Annotated in this window: 19 protein-coding genes and 1 riboswitch; of the genes, 6 read left to right on the forward strand and 13 right to left on the reverse strand. The window is 31.5% G+C overall.

Annotated elements, in window-relative coordinates; all coding sequences use genetic code 11:
- Positions 1-4 precede the first annotated feature (4 nt).
- Complete coding sequence (locus AC3IPI_RS10345; RefSeq protein ID WP_039112231.1) at positions 5-1,435, forward strand: anion permease; 1,431 nt, start codon at positions 5-7, stop codon at positions 1,433-1,435.
- On the opposite strand, the gene AC3IPI_RS10350 is transcribed toward AC3IPI_RS10345, so the two are convergent.
- Positions 1,432-1,716: a GNAT family N-acetyltransferase gene (locus AC3IPI_RS10350; RefSeq protein WP_039112392.1), complete on the reverse strand. Its 285-nt coding sequence runs from the start codon at positions 1,714-1,716 to the stop codon at positions 1,432-1,434. The genes AC3IPI_RS10345 and AC3IPI_RS10350 overlap by 4 nt on opposite strands.
- Before the next feature lie 328 nt (positions 1,717-2,044).
- Between AC3IPI_RS10350 and AC3IPI_RS10355 the strand changes: the two genes are divergently transcribed.
- Entirely contained in the window at positions 2,045-2,704 is a 660-nt protein-coding gene (locus AC3IPI_RS10355; RefSeq protein ID WP_489158883.1) for an alpha/beta hydrolase family protein, read from the forward strand.
- 523 nt (positions 2,705-3,227) lie between these two features.
- Here the strand turns inward: AC3IPI_RS10355 and AC3IPI_RS10360 are convergent.
- Positions 3,228-3,743 carry a membrane protein gene (locus tag AC3IPI_RS10360; protein ID WP_039112229.1) on the reverse strand — a complete coding sequence of 172 codons (516 nt, stop codon included), beginning with the start codon at positions 3,741-3,743 and terminating at the stop codon, positions 3,228-3,230.
- 168 nt (positions 3,744-3,911) lie between these two features.
- On the opposite strand from AC3IPI_RS10360, the gene rpmH reads away from it, so the two are divergent.
- The 3 genes from rpmH (at position 3,912) to AC3IPI_RS10375 (ending at position 7,835) form a co-directional block, all read left to right on the forward strand.
- A complete protein-coding gene (gene rpmH, locus AC3IPI_RS10365) occupies positions 3,912-4,073 on the forward strand; it encodes a 50S ribosomal protein L34 (protein ID WP_008464848.1) in 162 nt (53 codons plus the stop codon).
- Between the two features lie 144 nt (positions 4,074-4,217).
- Complete coding sequence (carB, locus tag AC3IPI_RS10370) at positions 4,218-7,073, forward strand: carbamoyl-phosphate synthase large subunit (protein WP_039112228.1); 2,856 nt, start codon at positions 4,218-4,220, stop codon at positions 7,071-7,073.
- A 387-nt stretch (positions 7,074-7,460) separates the two neighbouring features.
- On the forward strand, positions 7,461-7,835 hold the full coding sequence (locus AC3IPI_RS10375; protein WP_489158887.1) for a helix-turn-helix domain-containing protein: 375 nt from the start codon (positions 7,461-7,463) through the stop codon (positions 7,833-7,835).
- A gap of 66 nt (positions 7,836-7,901) precedes the next feature.
- Here AC3IPI_RS10375 and AC3IPI_RS10380 read toward each other — a convergent pair whose 3' ends face one another.
- The 7 genes from AC3IPI_RS10380 to AC3IPI_RS10410 form a co-directional block, all read right to left on the reverse strand.
- Positions 7,902-8,552 (reverse strand): DUF8845 family protein, encoded by a 651-nt coding sequence (locus AC3IPI_RS10380; RefSeq protein WP_039119374.1) that lies wholly within the window; start codon positions 8,550-8,552, stop codon positions 7,902-7,904.
- A gap of 176 nt (positions 8,553-8,728) precedes the next feature.
- Positions 8,729-9,616 carry an IS3 family transposase gene (locus AC3IPI_RS10385; protein ID WP_489159222.1) on the reverse strand — a complete coding sequence of 296 codons (888 nt, stop codon included), beginning with the start codon at positions 9,614-9,616 and terminating at the stop codon, positions 8,729-8,731.
- Positions 9,562-10,080: a transposase gene (locus AC3IPI_RS10390; RefSeq protein ID WP_489153903.1), complete on the reverse strand. Its 519-nt coding sequence runs from the start codon at positions 10,078-10,080 to the stop codon at positions 9,562-9,564. Before AC3IPI_RS10390 ends, AC3IPI_RS10385 begins: the two co-directional genes overlap by 55 nt.
- 77 nt (positions 10,081-10,157) lie before the next feature.
- Positions 10,158-10,694: a DUF4252 domain-containing protein gene (locus tag AC3IPI_RS10395; RefSeq protein WP_039119373.1), complete on the reverse strand. Its 537-nt coding sequence runs from the start codon at positions 10,692-10,694 to the stop codon at positions 10,158-10,160.
- A gap of 1 nt (position 10,695) precedes the next feature.
- Positions 10,696-11,271 carry a DUF4252 domain-containing protein gene (locus AC3IPI_RS10400; RefSeq protein WP_052250110.1) on the reverse strand — a complete coding sequence of 192 codons (576 nt, stop codon included), beginning with the start codon at positions 11,269-11,271 and terminating at the stop codon, positions 10,696-10,698.
- A 1-nt stretch (position 11,272) separates the two neighbouring features.
- On the reverse strand, positions 11,273-11,746 hold the full coding sequence (locus AC3IPI_RS10405; RefSeq protein WP_323489664.1) for a hypothetical protein: 474 nt from the start codon (positions 11,744-11,746) through the stop codon (positions 11,273-11,275).
- A complete protein-coding gene (locus AC3IPI_RS10410; RefSeq protein WP_035624389.1) occupies positions 11,733-12,242 on the reverse strand; it encodes an RNA polymerase sigma factor in 510 nt (169 codons plus the stop codon). Before AC3IPI_RS10410 ends, AC3IPI_RS10405 begins: the two co-directional genes overlap by 14 nt.
- A 125-nt stretch (positions 12,243-12,367) precedes the next feature.
- Here AC3IPI_RS10410 and AC3IPI_RS10415 point away from each other — a divergent pair, with 125 nt between their 5' ends.
- A complete protein-coding gene (locus AC3IPI_RS10415; protein WP_489158891.1) occupies positions 12,368-13,816 on the forward strand; it encodes a S41 family peptidase in 1,449 nt (482 codons plus the stop codon).
- Positions 13,817-13,887: 71 nt separating this feature from the next.
- On the opposite strand, the gene AC3IPI_RS10420 is transcribed toward AC3IPI_RS10415, so the two are convergent.
- From AC3IPI_RS10420 to AC3IPI_RS10435, 4 genes are all read right to left on the reverse strand, one after another.
- Positions 13,888-14,961 (reverse strand): DUF5074 domain-containing protein, encoded by a 1,074-nt coding sequence (locus tag AC3IPI_RS10420; protein WP_489158893.1) that lies wholly within the window; start codon positions 14,959-14,961, stop codon positions 13,888-13,890.
- Between the two features lie 4 nt (positions 14,962-14,965).
- Positions 14,966-16,819, reverse strand: coding sequence for a TonB-dependent receptor plug domain-containing protein (locus AC3IPI_RS10425; RefSeq protein WP_489158895.1), 1,854 nt, complete (start codon positions 16,817-16,819; stop codon positions 14,966-14,968).
- Positions 16,820-16,847: 28 nt separating this feature from the next.
- Positions 16,848-17,082: riboswitch (cobalamin riboswitch) on the reverse strand.
- A gap of 78 nt (positions 17,083-17,160) precedes the next feature.
- Positions 17,161-17,697: an alpha-ribazole phosphatase gene (cobC, locus tag AC3IPI_RS10430; protein ID WP_489158897.1), complete on the reverse strand. Its 537-nt coding sequence runs from the start codon at positions 17,695-17,697 to the stop codon at positions 17,161-17,163.
- Positions 17,682-18,479 carry an adenosylcobinamide-GDP ribazoletransferase gene (locus AC3IPI_RS10435; protein ID WP_489158899.1) on the reverse strand — a complete coding sequence of 266 codons (798 nt, stop codon included), beginning with the start codon at positions 18,477-18,479 and terminating at the stop codon, positions 17,682-17,684. Before AC3IPI_RS10435 ends, cobC begins: the two co-directional genes overlap by 16 nt.
- Positions 18,480-18,554: the final 75 nt, after the last annotated feature.

Genomic DNA, 18,554 nt, shown 5'->3' on the forward strand with positions numbered 1-18,554 from the left:
TTTTATGAAAGAAGTAAAAATTCCTCAAACATTAATTACGCTTGCAGTAGGTATTGTTCTTTGGATTATTCCAGCTCCCGAAGGAGTGAAACAAGAAGCGTGGCATTTATTTGCCATTTTTGTAGCTACCATTCTTGGGATTATTTTAAAGGCTGCTCCAATGGGTACAATGTGTATGATTGCAATTGCAGTAACCGCATTTTCACAAGTTTTAGCTCCGGGTGAAGCAGGAAAATCAATTACGCTTGCATTAAGAGGTTTTGGGGATAAAGTAATATGGCTTATCGGAATATCCTTTTTTATAGCACGTGGATTTATTAAAACAGGATTAGGAAATAGAATTGCTTTTATATTCATAAGGATATTTGGGAAAAGTTCGTTAGGATTAGCCTACGGATTAGGACTTGCTGATTTATGTCTTGCTCCTGCAGTTCCTAGTAATACGGCAAGAGGTGGAGGTATTATTTATCCTATTATGAAATCGATGGCAATAAGCTTTGGCTCTGAGCCAGATAAGCCTGAAACACATAGAAAATTAGGTTCTTTTTTAACTTTAAATAGTTATAATATGAATCTTATTTCATCCTCGATGTTTTTAACAGGAACGGCAAGTAACCCGATGTGCCAGAAGTTTGCTCTAAATTTAGGAATTAAAATTACCTGGATGTCTTGGGCTCTTGCTGCAATTGTACCAGGATTAGTTGCTTTTTTTGTAATTCCTTTTGTTTTATATAAAATTTATCCGCCTGAATTAAAATCGACAAAAGACGCTCCGGGAATTGCTAAGCAAAAGCTAAAAGAAATGGGACCAATCTCTAGAAATGAATGGTTGATGTTGTTAACATTTTTTATTTTATTGTTTCTTTGGATGACAGGCGATTTATTTTCTATCGATGCTACTACAACGGCTTTTATAGGATTGGTGATTTTATTGTTAACTTCAGTATTAACATGGGAAGATGTAAAATCCGAAAAAGGAGCTTGGGATACTATTGTTTGGTTTTCGGTTTTGGTAATGATGGCGAGTTCGCTCAATGAATTAGGATTTATTGGTTGGTTTAGCGATTTAGTTAAGCAACAAATAGGAGGATTGAGCTGGCAAATGGCTTTTCCTATAATAATTTTGGTATACTTTTTTAGTCACTATCTTTTTGCAAGTGCAACAGCTCACGTTGCAGCAATGTATGCTGCGTTATTAGGAGTAGGAGTTTCTCTTGGTATTCCGGGATTGTTATTAGCGTTTATGCTTGGATTTGTAGGTTCGCTTTATGGAACATTAACGCATTACGGTCATGGACCAGCTCCTGTATTTTTTGGTAGTGGTTATGTTGATTTAAAGAGCTGGTGGGTAAAAGGACTTGTAACAGGTCTTGTCCTATTACTCATATATATGGTGATAGGAGGATTGTGGATGAATGTAATAGGGTACTATTAAATTCGGATACCAGGAGGAAGTAGTTCTTTATAAGTTGGGTTTTTCTTAAAGAAAACTACAATTTTAGGGTGAATAGGGACTACTTTTAATTTTCGTTCAATCGAAATTTCCATGATGCTTCTAAGCATGCTATATAGAAATTCTTGATCTTCGAATGAATCTGGAGTGTTGATTTTTGTTAGAAATATCTTTTTTTCTTGAAAAGAGTATTCGATTGTAACTAATCCTGTAGGGGTTGAGGTTTCAAATTGTCTTGCAAAGGCATTGTCTTTGATCTCCATTAATGAAATGGGTTCCATATTATTTGTTTTTTATGTGGTATTTAAAAAAAAATAGAAGAAATGAACCATATTAAGAGGTTCAGAAAACTTCTTGTAATATATTATCAGAAACAAATTATTTCTATAACAAAGGTAATCATTTGATATTCAATATCAAATGATTTTGTGAGTGAGATATGCTTTACGTTTTTAAAAATGTTGTTAGCACTCGTATTTGCTGTGTTTTTTAATAATAATATTATCTAAAAAATAGAGCAGAGTCGTTAAAAAGCGATAATTTTATGTCGATAATGATATTTAGTTTGTTGTTAATGCCTGAAATACAATTATGAATAAAATTCCTGTTTACTTTATGCCGGGTCTTGCGGCAAGTACTACTATTTTTGAACGAATCGCATTGCCCGAAAATACTTTTGAGATACATTTATTAGAATGGGAAATTCCGCTTGAGCATGAGTCTTTGCAAGATTATGCTAAAAGGATAGCGCAAAACATAAAACATTCGAATCCTGTTTTAGTAGGAGTATCTTTTGGAGGAATCCTGGTTCAGGAAATGGCAAAGCATATTGAGGCTAGAAAAGTAATTATTATTTCGAGCGTAAAGTGTAATGCGGAATTTCCTCGAAGAATGAAAATTGCCAAAACTACCAAAGCATATAAGCTGATACCAATGCGACTGATATTAAATGTAGAGAATTTGGCTAAGTTTTCTTTTGGAGAAAAGATAAACAAGAGGTTAAAGCTATATGAGAAATTCTTATCTGTGCGTGATATTCGTTATTTAGATTGGGCTATCGAGCAGGTAATTCTTTGGGATAGAACTAAAATCGACGAAAGTGTAATTCATATTCATGGTGATGAAGATGAGGTTTTCCCGATAAAATATATTGCCAACTGTAAAGTGGTAAAAGGCGGAACGCATATTATGATTTTGAATAAATTTAAATGGTTGAATGAAAATTTACCTTCGATAATTTTGGAAGATTAGAAATCTTAAAATTCCAATTTTTGAAATTGCTTCGCCTGTTCCTAACGCTCGGGCCCAAATTTGAAATGCTTTACGGATGGGATCTTTGTCAAAGTTTTACGTGCAATTTTTGTCGCAAAGTTATTTCATACAATCTTGTCATCCTGAGGAACGAGGGATCTTCACAAGAGACTAACACAAAGTTTATTTAGTTTGGCGAGCTACTAGTGGAGATCCCTCGTTCCTCGGGATGACAAACGAAACGTTAAGACTAACTAAAGAGAAAATGTTCTTATGAAATCTAGAGCCTAGCCCTGATAGAAGCGGTATCCTTTTTCTGGCTTCTTTAGGCAGGAAAAGATACAAGCGGATAGCAGGAAATAGCTTCTAATTAAAATTTCAATATCTAAAATTCCAATTGTTTTATGGTTCGATACCTTTGTCAAAGTTTTTAAAACTTTGACAAAGGTATCGGCGCTAGTCAAAAAAAAATCCCAAACTCTTTTTAGAATTTGGGATTTTAGATATTGTAATTTAAAGAAATTTAGATTTTCTTCATTTGATCTTTCATCATTGTGATTTGCTCTTTCAGCATTCCTTGTTTGTCTAATTTCTTAGCTTCATTCAATAAATTAGTCGCTTCAAGCTTTCTTCGGCGTGACATAGCAACACCAGCAAGGTTTAATTTTGCAACAGCTAAATCCATATCCATAGATAAACCAAGTTCAATTGCTTTTTTGAAATATTTCTCAGCTTGATTAATATTAGTTTGAGAAACCATAATACCATGTAGGTAATTAAAGTAACCTTGTTGTTTTCTTACTAAAGCAGTTTCAGGATTTTTGATGTATGCCAGCCATTTTTTAGCACCTTCAAAATCTTGTTTTCTTAATTTCAGGAAGGCTAATAAGATGAATTCATTTTTAAAGTAAAGGAAAATAGGTATTCCAGCTAATAATATAAGAAAGATTCCGTTTCCGATATTACTTTCTGTAAATTGCCAAACGCCAGCAACTACTAATAGTCCGGCTAAAATAATTTTAATATTTCTGTGAAACATAATAGGTGTATTTTTGTGATTGCAAAGATAGTAAAATGAATTAAAAATATTTTTATAAAACTACTTGCAAGGAAAAAAAGTCTTTGTATATTTGCACTCGGTTTTAGAGTAACAATATTCGAAGAACAAAAAGAAGATATTAGACACCATATTTAAAGATACAAAGCAATGAGCAAAAGAACGTTTCAACCATCGAAAAGAAAAAGAAGAAATAAGCACGGATTTATGGACAGAATGGCTTCTGCGAATGGAAGAAAAGTTCTTGCACGTAGAAGAGCTAAAGGAAGACATAAACTGACTGTTTCTAGCGAACCTAGACACAAAAAATAATGTTTCTATAAACATAAATAAGGCGTTACTTTTTTTAGTATCGCCTTTTTTTATACCTTGTCATTAAAAAATGAGTAATGTTTTAATTTCTAATGCAGTAGGATTAAACATTAAAAGAAAATATAACTACACAATACAATTAAAATGCCAAAAGACACATCAATAAAATCAGTTTTAATAATAGGTTCGGGGCCTATTGTTATTGGTCAAGCTTGCGAATTTGATTATGCAGGATCACAATCAGCACGTTCTATTCGTGAAGAAGGAATTGAAGTTATCTTGATAAACTCAAATCCAGCGACTATTATGACCGACCCATCAATGGCGGATCATGTATATTTAAAACCACTAACTACAAAATCGATTATTGAAATTCTGAAAGCTCATCCACAAATTGATGCTGTTTTACCTACAATGGGAGGACAAACTGCATTAAATTTATGTTTGGAAGCTGATGAAAAGGGAATTTGGGCTGATTTTGGAGTAAAATTAATTGGTGTTGATGTGAACGCCATTAATATTACTGAAGATAGAGAGCAGTTTAAACAACTTCTTGAAAAAATTAATGTACCAACTGCACCTGCAAAAACGGCTACTTCGTACTTAGAAGGAAAAGAAATTGCACAGGAATTTGGTTTCCCACTTGTAATTCGTCCTTCATTTACACTTGGAGGAACTGGAGCTGCGATTGTTTATAAAAAAGAAGATTTTGATGAGCTTTTAACAAGAGGTCTTGAAGCTTCGCCAATACATGAGGTTTTAATTGATAAAGCTTTAATGGGTTGGAAAGAATATGAGTTGGAACTTTTAAGAGATAAGAATGATAATGTTGTAATTATTTGTTCTATCGAAAATATGGATCCAATGGGAATTCATACTGGAGATTCGATTACAGTTGCACCAGCAATGACTTTATCGGATACAACATTCCAAAAATTACGTGATTACGCTATATTAATGATGCGTAGTATCGGAAACTTTGCAGGAGGTTGTAATGTACAATTTGCGGTTTCGCCAGACGAAAAAGAAGATATCGTTGCGATTGAAATCAACCCTCGTGTATCTCGTTCATCTGCATTGGCATCGAAAGCAACTGGTTATCCAATTGCAAAAATTGCTTCTAAACTAGCTTTAGGATACAATCTTGATGAATTGCAAAACCAAATTACAAAATCGACTTCGGCTCTTTTTGAACCGACTTTAGATTATGTGATTGTAAAAATACCTCGTTGGAACTTTGATAAATTTGAAGGTGCTGACAGAACTCTTGGTCTTCAGATGAAATCTGTAGGTGAGGTTATGGGTATCGGACGTTCATTTCAAGAAGCTTTACATAAAGCAACACAATCATTAGAAATTAAACGTAATGGTTTAGGTGCTGATGGAAAAGGATATAAAAATTACGAACAAATTATCGAGAAACTAACTTTTGCAAGTTGGGATCGTGTTTTTGTAATTTATGATGCAATTGCAATGGGAATTCCGTTGAGCCGTATTCATGAGATTACTAAAATAGATATGTGGTTCTTGAAACAATATGAAGAACTTTATACTCTTGAGAAAGAAATTTCAAACTATAAAGTAGCTACTTTGCCAAAAGAACTTTTGCTTGAAGCGAAACAAAAAGGTTTTGCCGACAGACAAATTGCTCACATGATGAATTGTCTGGAAAGTGAAGTGCATACTTTGCGTATGGATAAGAATATTAACCGTGTGTTTAAATTAGTAGATACTTGTGCTGCCGAATTTAAGGCGAAAACTCCTTATTACTATTCAACTTTTGAAGCTGAAATAGAAAAAGCAAATGGGGAACGTTATGTAGATAACGAAAGTATTGTTACCGATAAAAAGAAAATAATAGTTTTAGGTTCTGGACCAAACCGAATTGGACAAGGAATTGAATTTGATTATTCTTGCGTTCACGGTGTACTTGCAGCTAAAGAGTGTGGTTATGAAACTATCATGATTAACTGTAATCCAGAAACTGTTTCGACAGATTTTGATACTGCTGATAAATTGTATTTTGAGCCAGTTTTCTGGGAGCATATCTACGATATCATTCAGCATGAAAAACCTGAAGGTGTAATTGTACAGTTAGGTGGTCAGACAGCATTAAAACTAGCAGATAAATTATCTAAATACGGTGTAAAAATTATAGGAACAAGTTTTGATGCCTTAGATTTAGCCGAAGATAGAGGACGTTTCTCTGAGTTATTAACGGAACTACATATTCCTTTCCCTCAATTTGGAATCGCTGAAACTGCGGATGAAGCTTCTGCTCTTGCAGATACTCTAGATTTTCCATTATTGATTCGTCCTTCTTATGTATTAGGTGGTCAGGGAATGAAAATTGTAATCAACAAGAAAGAACTTGAAGAGCACGTTATTAATTTATTGAAAACAATTCCTGGGAATAAATTACTTCTGGATCATTACTTAGCTGGAGCAATCGAAGCTGAAGCGGATGCAATTTGTGATGCCGATGGAAATGTTTATATCATAGGAATAATGGAGCACATCGAGCCTTGTGGGGTTCACTCGGGTGATAGTAATGCAACATTGCCTCCTTTTAACTTGGGAGAGTTTGTAATGCAACAAATAAAAGATCATACTATAAAAATTGCGAGAGCTCTTAAAACAGTTGGTTTAATAAATATACAGTTTGCGATAAAAGATGATACAGTTTACATTATCGAAGCTAATCCTAGAGCATCGAGAACAGTACCATTTATAGCAAAAGCTTATGGAGAACCTTATGTGAACTATGCTACAAAAGTAATGTTGGGACATAATAAAGTAACTGACTTTAAATTCAACCCGCAATTAAAAGGATTTGCAATTAAACAACCTGTATTCTCTTTTAGTAAATTCCATAATGTAAACAAAGCATTAGGACCAGAGATGAAATCAACAGGTGAAAGTATCTTGTTTATCGACGACTTAAAAGATGATCAGTTCTATGAATTGTACTCAAGAAGAAAAATGTATTTGAGTAAATAATCTCAAATCCTGATATAAAAAAAGCTCCAATTATGGAGCTTTTTTTATATCTAATAAGTAACATAATAGATAAAAACCAACAATCAATATTATTTAGTTAAAAATAGTATTGATTGTTGGTTAGGTCAGCATCTAAATTTATAGTTGCTCTAATAACCAAATTACAAATTTTGCGATTCCGTGGTTCATAATGTAGATATTTTATCATTTATAATGAATTTCAAAAAGTCGTTAAATACCCTTTTGATATTAGTAAATTTGATGAGATATTTATGTTATTTTGTAATAAAAATCGCAAAAATTAAAGCTAAATTTGTAGTAAAAAACCTTTGATTTATCTGGATAATATGATTTTATATGCTATATTTGTTTAAAATCATACATTTTATGCAAGCGGAGATTGTAGTTAAAATAAAGAAAATTCGTATTGAAAAAGGTTTTTCACCAAATGAAATGGCAGAAAAGTTAAATATTGACCTTTCTGCATATTCTCGTTTAGAGTCAGGAAGAACATTTACTTGGGGAAAATATTTGGAAGATATTTTAATATTTTTTGATCTTTCACCTGAGTGCTTTTTTAAAGGAATAGGGATGAAGAATAATATTAGATATAAGAAAGATTCTTTTGGGGATAGTGCTTCTTTTGAATATTTTTTTACGGAATATAAGAAAAAAGTAAAAAAAGTAGAAATTTTATTTGAGGAGCGATTGAAAGATAAAGATGAAATTATAGAGCAGTTAAAAAAGAATAAAAATAAATAAAGAAGCCTCACAAAGAGAGGCTTTTTTTGTTTGAATATTTTGTAATAAAAAGGTGATTGTGATTTTTTAAACGTCTGTATTATTTAATTCTTCAAAATTTTTATTTAATTTATTTATTAGTTTTAAATAAAGGGTTTTATAAATGAACCAAATAAATGAGGAAAGAATTATTAAGAACAATGCAAGTATGAAATAAAAACAAATTTGAGGAATAAGTATATTGTTATTTGATTGATTTGGATTCAAGAAAATTAGAGATATATCATTGTTTTTAAGATATATAGAGGAGAAAATAATTGCATTTAGATTAAACAATATTAAGCTTGAAAATATGTAGTAATATACTGATTTTCTTGTTTTTATGATGCTTTTGGATAATTCGTTTAAGTTTGAACTTGTGTCAATTCTTTTGTAATTGATAAAAAATTGCACAAAAAAATAGATAAATATGAAATAATACAAATAGTCTAAAAATATGATTATATTATTCTGTTCTACTGCTAATATTTCTTTTGAATACTCTAGTTGATTTGCAATATAAGACGCTAATAATGAGGCTAAAAATTCTAAAATACTTATTATTAGAATCTTTTTTACAATAGAATAAGAGCGTAGGTGTATTATATTAAACAATTCTGAACGCTCAATATTTATATTTGTAAAGTCTAAATTTCTCCACATTTTTTTTAAAAGACTTGATTTATTTTTATTTTTCATGGCTTTTTTACTTAATTAGTATGTTTTTTTCTGATTAAGTTACACTTTGTAGTGTGGAAAAATAAAGAAAATTCTTTCTTTAGTATAAGTATGAAAGATTAAGTTAAATAAACTCAAGTCCTGATATAAAAAAAGCCTCAATTAGACTGCACCCAAAAGTTTGGACAAATTTATAATTAAGTTTGATAATAATGAGCTCGATATTTTATCGGGCTCATTTTGTTTAAATTTGATTTAATTCTTTCGTTATTGTAATATATTATATACTTATTAATTTCTTTTTTTAATTGTTCTATTGATTTGAATTTTTGGGTATAAAACATTTCAGATTTTAATATTCCAAAGAAGTTTTCAATAATTGCATTATCTAGGCAGTTTCCTTTTCTTGACATGCTTTGTTTGATTCCTTTTTGTTTTAATAAAAGTTGGTAATGATTCATTTGATATTGCCAGCCTTGGTCTGAATGAAGTATTAAATTTGTATTATCTGGTATTTTTCTAAAGGCCTTTTTCAGCATCATAACCACTTGATTAAACACTGGTCTCTCTGTGAGTTCATAGCTGATTATTTCCTGATTAAATAAGTCAATTATTGGTGATAAATATAATTTGTTTCCAGCTACATTGAACTCTGTTATATCAGTTGCCCATTTTTGATTTGGAGCTTTTGCTTTAAAATTTCGTTCTAGTATATTTGGAGCTATTTTACCATTTTCACCTTTATAAGACTTATACTTTTTTACTCTAATAACACTTTTTAACCCTAATAGATTCATCAATCTAAGAACTGTTTTATGATTGATAACCAGTCCTCTGTTTTGTAATTCATCGGTTATTCTTCTGTAACCATAACGCCCTTTATGTCTGTGATAAATGACTTTAATCAACTCTTTAATTTCTTTATATTTATCAGGTGACTTACTTTGTTTTTGATGATAATAAAAACTGCTGCGTGCCATATTTGCAAGGTTCAAAAGTAATTCCAAACCAAATTTATGCCTTAATTCGTTTATGGCTTTGGATTTTTCCTGGCTTGAATTAAGGCTTGCAGCTTTTTTAGCAATTCATTCTCACAGCGAAGTCTTTCGTTTTCTTTTAGCAGTTCTTGCTCTCTTGTCAGGGGTTTCTCTGATTTACTTTTTTTGCCTTTATTATTACTCATCGATACGGGTCTGCCTCTTTGTTTTGGTTGTAATCCTACTAGTCCAAAGTTAGCAAAATCTTTTTTCCATTTTAAAACTATGGAAATATCGGGAATATTAAATCTTATACCAGTCTGCATTAAGGTAAGGGATTCCTTTTCTATGATATTGAGCACTTTTAGCTTAAATTCGGCTGAATAGCTTTGATTCATTCGTGACAATAAACCAATTTTACCATATGCCTTATAAAAACTGACCCACTTACGAATATTCCATCTTGCAGTCTTTTTTAATTTTGAAACATATCCATCTGAATAATGCTTCTTTAAAACCAATTCTACACATTCTAACTTAAATGCATAGTCATACCTTGCTTTTCTTTCCATAAAAAATGCCCCAAATAGTGTCTAACTTTTTGGGGCATGTTCAAATTAAGAGGCTTTTTTTGTTTTTAAAGTAAGAATTATTTAATCAGTTGTTGTAGCGGTTTAAGTTGTTCCATATCTATATTAGATTCTTTAAGAACGGTCATTAATGTCATGATATTGTTTGGGTTCATATTTTTTCCTAAAACACGAACTACTGCAAAACCATTTTCATTTCTGTTGGCATAAATTATGAATTCTTCAATATTCTCGTCTGTTCCTACATAGCTTACAGAAGCGCCATCTTTTCCAGAACCAAATTTCATTAATTGTTGGTATTTTGGGTTCTTTAAAATAGTATTTAGCTTAGTTCTCTCAGCTTCATATTCAGTTTGGTTTTTATCATTTCGTTTAAAAGCCAAGATGTTCATTTTGTCGAAAGAGTTTAATGCTTCGCTTTGTTCAGCAGATAGTTTTTCTTTGTTTACATTGAGAATACTTGGTGAAACATCGAGAGCAATGAAGTTTTTATTTTCGGTATTTTCTACAAAATATTTCTGTAATGAAGGTTCAGAATTGCAACTTACTAGAAGTAATAATCCTAAAAAGGCGAAAATGTTGGTGATTCGTTTCATGTTATTTTTTTCCTTTAGATGCTTTTTTCAAATCAGAACCTCCAGGTAATTTCATTTTATCAGTAAGTACCGAGATTTCGTTTAAATCAAAATTACCAGTAAGTGATAGTAAAACAGTATCTTCATTTTTACCTGAATCAATAAACATGAATAACTCTTTTATTTGAGTGTCGCTTGCTCCAGATTTTACATAAATTTTCACATTTCTGCCGTTATCATTTACTCGCATTAACTCTTCTAAACCTGCAGATTTTATGTATTTATCTGCGGTAAGTTTCATGTCGGCTTCAACTCTGGTACTTTGTGTTGTAAACACCTTTAGGTTGTCTAGTTTTTTGATAAGGCTTAAGTATTGTTGTGTTTCTTTATCAGAAGCATCAACTTTTACCTTACTCATTAAATCGAACATTTTTTTGTTTACGATTACAGATGTTACATCATCCTGACCATCATATTTGTCAAAAGCTCCTTGTGCATAAAATGCATGGCTTACAAATGCGAAAACTAGTGTTATTATGAAATTTTTACTCAAGCTTCTTCTATTGTTTTTTCTGTTTTCGTGAATCGTTGATTTCATTTTATCGAGTTTTATTTTGTTTGAAAATTAAGTTTTTTGATTGTTCGTATTCTTTAATATACTGGACACTTTCTATACCAGTATTAACATTGTGTGACACCATAGCCAAGGCTTTTTGCGTCGCCGCCAAAGCTTCTTCTGGGGAGTCATAAGTTCCTAAGTCTGATTTTGCAACAACAGGAGTTGTGTTATTTGTGTTGTTGAGGTAAAAATAAGAACCTATTCCTAGTAAAAGGACAGCCGAAGCAGCAATTGATAACCACGCCACATTACGTTTCTTAGTTTGTAGTGGAATTTCTTGCGTTAAACGTTGTTCTTTTACTTGAGAGAAATAACCAAAAAGTGGTTTGTATTGCTCTAAATGCTGCGCAACATTCGGAGAAGAAAAGTAATTTTTTAATTCATTTTCTTCGGCAATAGTGCTTTCTCCCTGAAAGTATTTTTCTAGTATTATTTCTATTTTATCTGATTCCATATTGATGTGTATTAAGCATAGATTCTCTTATTTTTTTTCTAGCTCTTGAAAGCGCCACGCGAATAGCGGTTTCATTCATATTAACTATTTTGGAGATTTCGTCAAACTCATATTGTTCGACATCTCGTAACTGAATTAAAATTTGTTGCTGCTCTGGCAATTGACTCATTATTTTTTCTACCCATTCTAAACTATTATTATCTTCTACTTTTTGATCTAATCGCGGCTCTCTATCGGTGTAATTAGAATGTACAAGGGTAAGATTACTGGCTCGTTTTGATTTTAATTGATCCAGACAATAATTTTTTGTCATTGTCATGGCAAGAGCTTCAACATTATTATAAGTGTTTAATGTTTCTTTCTTACTCCATAGTTTAACTAAAATCTCTTGCGAGGCATCTTCTGCTTCTTCTGTACTTATGAGTAATCGTTTTGCCAGACGAAATACTTTGTCTTTAAAAGGATTTACTAACTGAAGGAAAACGATTTGGTTCATAAAAATTACAAATTATAGGTTCGCTTATAGTATCAAGACGAAACAGAATTATTTTTGTTACAAAAGTGTGTGAAATAAAACTAAAGATAGTATTTTTACGTTAATACTATATTGATACCTACTATATGAAGACAATATTAAGAACGGCAATATTATTATTTTTAGCAGTATTCTGCTTTCAAGCCTGTCAGGATCAAGATGATGTGGCTGCTCCTAGAAGCTTACAGGTTCAGGATTTTATTTGGAAAGGATTAAATCAATATTACTTATGGCAAGCTGATGTTCCTAATTTAGCTGATGATCGTTTTGGAAACCAAGAACAACTAAATTCTTTTTTAAGAGGGTATTCAGATCCTGAAACATTATTTAATTCTTTACGTGTTGATTCTTCAATAGACAGATTTAGTTGGATTGTAGATGATTATACTGTATTGGAACAAGAACTTCAAGGAACATCTAAAAATAATGGAATTGATTTTAAATTAAGCCCAAAATCTAAAGGTTCTAATGATTTGATTGGTTTTGTGCGTTATATTCTTCCTAACTCGGATGCTGCAAGCAAAGGAGTGAAGCGTGGAGATTTATTTTATGGTATTAATGGTACGCAAATTACTTATGATAATTATAAAACCTTGCTCGCACCTGATAGTTATACGCTAAATTTAACTGATTATGATGGAACGACATTTGTGCCAAATGGCAAATCGGTTACACTTACTAAATCAGTTTTGGATGAAAATCCAATTTTCATAAATAAAGTGATAGAGAAGAATGGTCGTAAAATAGGTTACTTAATGTATAATGGTTTTTATGGTAACTATGATGATCAATTAAATGCTGCATTTGGAGAATTAAAAGGGAAAGGTATTACAGATTTAGTTCTTGATTTGAGATATAATGGGGGAGGTTCTGTGCAAACGGCAACCCGATTAGCAAGTATGATTACTGGACAGTTTACAGATAAGGTTTTTTCTAAACAAAAATGGAATAGTAAACTCAATAAATACTTTGAAAGCGAAGACTCAGAATTGCTTAATAATAATTTTATAGATAAATTTAATGGAGTTGCTTTAAATAGTTTGAACTTGACCAAAGTATATATATTAACTTCTAAAAGTACAGCTTCGGCAAGTGAATTGGTTATTAATGGATTAAAACCATACATTGATGTAATACAAATAGGTGATGTAACTATAGGTAAAAATGTAGGTTCGGTTACTTTGTATGATTCACCTACTTTTGGTAAAACTAATCGAAATCCAAGTCATAAATATGCTATGCAGCCAATTGTTTTAAAGATTGTTAACTCAATAGGTTTTGGAGAATATACTAATGGATTAACGCCTACTTATAGCGTAATAGAAAGTATAAATTCGTTGGGAGTTTTAGGAGATGAAACGGAACCATTATTAAGTACTGCAATTTCTAAAATTACAGGTACAGGTAAAGTAATTTTTCCTAAAGATGGTAAAGAGTTTGAATACTTTACCGATTCTAAATCAATAGATGGTATTCGAAACCAAATGTATGTAGATAAAGCTCCTGAAGGACTTTTGAGAGCATTACAAGATTAGATAGAGAAATAAAAAAGGCTTTCGTTAGAAAGCCTTTTTTAATAAAGTAAAATGTAAATAAATGATTTTAATTAGTCATTGAAGTAAAATCCGTTTGGTCCTAAGCCAACTGTTAATTCCTTTATAAGAGTACCATTTAAATTATAGATATAAGCCTTACTATTTGAAGCAAAATCACCTCCGTCTGAAACATAAATTTTGTCATTCTTTACAGCAAAACCATACATTTTTCCATATTCTGAAGTTGAAGAATATTCAAAAACAGGTGTAGTAGATGCTGTTGTAGCAGTGTAATCTATTGCGTAAACAGCTGTATTTGCTGTATAATATATTTTGTTATTGTAAATGTCTAAGTTTTTAGCTCCATCAAGTGATTCTGGAAAAGTAATTTTAGTGATGGTATTATCTGACAATTTTACTTTTGCAATTTCGCTTCTATCTCCATATGGAGTTCTGATAATATATAATGTACCATCTTTGGTTTCCATTGAATCTCCACCTAAGCCAATAGTCACTTTAGTTTCTATTTTGTTTGTACTTGGATTAATGATAACTAATTTATCACTGTTATAAGGCTCAGTTATGTAAAGTTTATTGTTTGTAAGTTCAATACGGTTGGCAGTTCCGTCTAAAGGAATTGTACTTTCTACCTTATTTGTAGATAAATTAATTACAGCGACAAAATCATCAGTATTTCCTACTGGGTTTGTTTTGCTCCAGTATGTGTTTGCATTAGTAACATATGCTTTCCCATCTTTTACAACACCATATCTAGGTTTGATAAGTCCAGTCTCAATTTTAGCTACTAATTTAAAAGTGTAACGATTTACTACGTTAATCACATTTGTACCTCCAGAAATAATGTAGGCTTTGTCATTATCAAAAAAGATATTTTGAAGATATTTTCCGATATAGTCATTTCCATTTGTTGGTCCGTAAACATCTTTAACAAAAGTGTTTGTATTTAAGTCTTCATTGATAAAAGACACAGAACCACCACTGATATCATTTCCTTCATTTAAGATAAAAATACCATCCTCATAAGCTCCTTTTGGACCATCGTCATTGTTGTCATTATCATCATTAGAGCAAGAAGCAAGAAGCGAAATGCTTAATGCTAATAAAAATAATCTAGTTAGTTTCATTATATTAAAATTTAAGGTTTATGTACAAATTATAATTTCTCCCAGGCATTGGTCTGAATTCTAGACTTTCATATTCTTTATTCCAAACGTTTAAAATTTGAAAACCTATTTTAAAAGAGGATAAAAGTTTGAAGTCATAGTCTATACCTATGTTTGAAACGGTGTAAGCAGGAATAATGTTTTTTGGGTCATTATCGGATTGTGTATAAACAAAATCATTGTATAAAAATTGATAATTGGCTGAGAACTTATTTCTGTAATATGAAATTGCTCCTGTAATTTTATTAAAAGGAACAAAGAACAATTGCTTTTTGGTTTCGTCATTTTCTGAAACGGTATAAGCATAAGTCGCATTGACATTAAAATAATTTTTACCAAAATGTTTTTTCCAACTTAATAAGGTTTCAGCTCCGTAACTATTTACTTTGTCGGTGTTCTGAGGCATCCAGATGCCATTATCACTAGGCACCCATCGTAATAAGTCTTTTATTTTCATGTAATAAAAAGTTTGGGTCAGTGAGATATTTTTGTATGTAAAAACATTTCCAATTTCGGCTTGATAGGAGTTCTCTGGTTTTAAATCAGGATTCCCTCCTTCTTCCCAATACAAATCATTAAACGTTGGAATTCTGAAATTTCGAGATAAATTTAATTTCAGATTATATAATTTACTAAATTGATAAGATGACCCTAAAGAGAATAAAACAGGAGATTTGTAATTATTTGTAAATTCTTTTCGGATGCCTAACTCGTTTTTCCAATTTGCAAAAAAATCTTGTTTTATCATTAAGGCAGCTGAGCTAATTTCTCTCACATGATCTCCAAAACCAGTTCCGTAACCTTTGGTTCTATTATAATCTAGGATGGCGTTTACTTGAGTTGATTTAAAAAGAGTGTATCCTAAATCAGCTTTAGTAATTAGGCTTTCTGTTTTTCCGTGGCTATAGTTGTTTTTTGAATTATCTTCAAAATATTGATATTTCTCAGTAATAAAAGCAGTTTTAAAGTTGGTTGTGAATCTGCCAAAATCACCATCATATTCTATTAAATTACGACTGAAACTATTAATGTATTTTGACTTGGTTTCCGATTCAGAAATAATTGAAGTATTTCGGTCAGTATTAGATGTTTGGCTGTATAATTTAAGGCTGTTCTTTGCGTCAAATTTATAACCTAGATTTGCGTTCATCGTAATGATATCATATTGCCCGTTTTGGTTCCAGCGTTGTTCTCCTTTCCAGTTGTATCGGTTTAAGTATTTGTAATCATTGGCTGAGCTATTTTTAGAAAATCCAATTTGTGCGCTCCACTTTTCGTTTGAAATATTTGTTTTGTAGTTGATTCCAATGGTATTAAAGCTTCCGTAATCTAGCTTTAAATTATTTTCAAACCTTTTGTAAAAACTTAAATCATTGTTTAAATGTACTGTTCCTCCCACAGCACCACTTCCGTAAATAACACTTCCTCCACCAGCTTTTACACTTACCGAATTGTAGTCAGATCCGGCTATAGTATTAAAATCGGTACTTCCGTTCATCTGAGAATTGATATTGATACCGTTCCATATTACAGCAGCTTGGGAAGCCGTTGTTCCTCTAAAAGCAACTGTCGAAAGCATACCACGACCGTATTCTTTAAAATAAATAGTAGAGTTAAAGTTTAATAAATCGGTAAGTAATGCTTCATTTTTATTAATAATAGAGTCATTAAGTACCTGAACCGATTGTGAGTCTGAGTATTTTTTGAGGTTAGTGTCGGAAACTATAACTTCTTTTAATTTTGTTATAGAATCATTTTGTGCCAAAATGAATTGGCAAACTAAGAGCGAAAAACAGATGTAAAACTTTTGTAATGTCATAATTTCTAAACTCTTTTTCCCGAGAGTTCGATATTTGTTAACAAAGGCAGGTCTCCTGGCTTCGCGTCTTGTTGTTTCCCTTCCCGTTCTAAAACAGTGGTTTTGTAGTTAACAACGAGCATCCCTTACAGGACTAAGCTTACAGTTGCGGGTACAGCTCAAGATTTTCGAATGTTGATTTTGATATTTTCAATCTTCAATTACTTGATTCCCTTTTAATGTGTCTCAAAAAATATAGCACAACCTTAATGAAAGTGCAAATATAAAGTTAAAAAAGCTTATAAATCAATTCTGTTTGATTATTTAATACTATTCATGAACAAAACAAAAGTTGATTTTATTTAGATTTCGACTTTAATTACTTGTCCAAAATCGACTTTGTTTTGGAAAGCATCTTTAAGAGGAAGAGAGTTTAAAAGACATAATATGCTTCTTATTACTCCGGCATGTGCAACAATAATTGCCTTTGACGGTTTTTTAGCAAGTATTTCGTTTTCTATAAAATGAGTGACTCTTTCATGTAAATCGATGAAAGATTCTCCGTTTGGAACTCGAATGTTTACGAAATCTTCCATCCACGGATTTAAATCATTTGAAGAAATTTCATTCCAATTTTTCATTTCCCAATCACCAAAATCCATTTCCATCAAACGTTTGTCTTCGTGGTAATTTAAAATTTTGGCTTCTTGTTGGATATGTTTGGCAAGTAACACACAACGTTTTAATGGACTCGAATATAACAATGCATTTTGAGGTAATTGCTTTACAATGTTTTCAAAAATCAAATCATAAGGTTCGGCAATATTTACATCAGTTTGACCGTAGCAAATTCCTTTTTCGCAAACAGTTTCAGTATGACGAACTAAATAAATTTCCATATTGCTATAACACTTAAGTAAAAAATAACTTCGCAAACTTGTTGTGTTGCGCCCAAACAATCTCCAGTATAACCATCAATCCATTTTTGGAAATAACGTGCCAAAAAATAACGTGTTAGGAAAACTGGAATTAATACTAAAAGTAATTGATATTGAAAATAAGAAAGAACCAAGAGAGGTAATAAACCAAAAAAGAAAGAACCTAAAACTTCTTTCCAACTAAAGCTTTTTGCAATTGGTTTGCTTTTGCTTGTAGCATCTTCACGAGAATATTCATGTGTAAATACGATGCTTATAGCCGCTAAACGACTAATAGAGTGTCCTGCAATAAGCAACAATAAAACAGTAAGCATTGATTGCTGAGTTGTAATTGTTTCTATAGTTACTAATTCAGATAGCAATTGAAATTTCAATAAAAATAATAATACAACACCAATAGCTCCATAAGCGCCAATGGCACTATCTTTCATGATGAGTAAGATTTTTTCTTTGGTCCAACCCCCACCAAAACCGTCACAAACATCGGCAAAACCATCTTCATGAAAGGCTCCAGTAGTTAAAATCCCAGCAATCATTCCTATAATTACTGCTGCGGATGTTGAAACTAGAAATGAAGCACCATAAAATGCAAGAAAAGATATACCTCCAACAATCCACCCGATCAAAGGGAAATAGCGACTAGCTTTATTCAGATACTCAGGATTGTGGTCAATATTTTTGGGACAAGGAATCCTTGTGTAGAACATTAATGCAGTAAAAAAAATATGGAGTTGTTTTTTCATTTAAATATTAATTGTTTAGTATTCGGCTAAAGCCAATTTGATTATCATAATTATTAACCAACATCTAAAGATGTT

This window comes from Flavobacterium sp. GL_143, from assembly GCF_057834355.1.